Source organism: Microbacterium sp. Leaf351, from assembly GCF_001423825.1.
In the GTDB taxonomy this organism is placed as follows: Bacteria; Actinomycetota; Actinomycetes; order Actinomycetales; family Microbacteriaceae; genus Microbacterium; species Microbacterium ginsengisoli.
The window spans coordinates 152211-152729 of record NZ_LMPK01000034.1; the positions used below are offsets into that span (position 1 = coordinate 152211).

The 519-nt window shown below is 67.1% G+C and carries 1 protein-coding gene; it reads left to right on the plus strand.

Translation table 11 applies throughout. From position 1 onward, the window contains the following. Positions 1-84 precede the first annotated feature (84 nt). On the plus strand, positions 85-519 hold a 435-nt coding region (locus tag ASG00_RS18150; protein ID WP_235559499.1), incomplete at its 3' end, for a lysophospholipid acyltransferase family protein.

Consider the following 519-nt stretch of genomic DNA (forward strand, 5'->3'; position numbering starts at 1 on the left):
ACCGCACTCGCCTGATGCGATGCCTGAGAACGACGGATGCCGCGGCATACCGTGCGCGCATATGTCGCGCGGTACCCTCGTCTGGTGCCTCACGACGACGACGAGCAGAGCCCTCCGGACGACGTCGCACCCACCTATGGCCGCGACCGCGCCAAGGCGACATATGCCTTCGGGCGTTCGGTGCTCGCCCCCATCGCCCGCTTCGTGTACCGCCCTCGTGTCGAGGGGCGCCAGAACATCCCCACCTCCGGCCCGGTCATCTTCGCGAGCAACCATCTGTCGTTCATCGACTCGGTGATCATCCCGGTGACCTCCACGCGTCCCGTGTACTTCCTGGCCAAATCGAGCTACTTCACCGGCACCGGGCTGAAGGGAGCGCTGTCTCGTCTGTTCTTCACGTCCTTCGGTGCGAGCCCGGTTCAGCGTGGCGCCGGTCAGGCGGCACTCGACGCCCTCGAGCAGCACCGGCAGATGCTCGAGGAGGGGAAGGCCGTCGCGCTCTACCCCGAGGGAACGCGG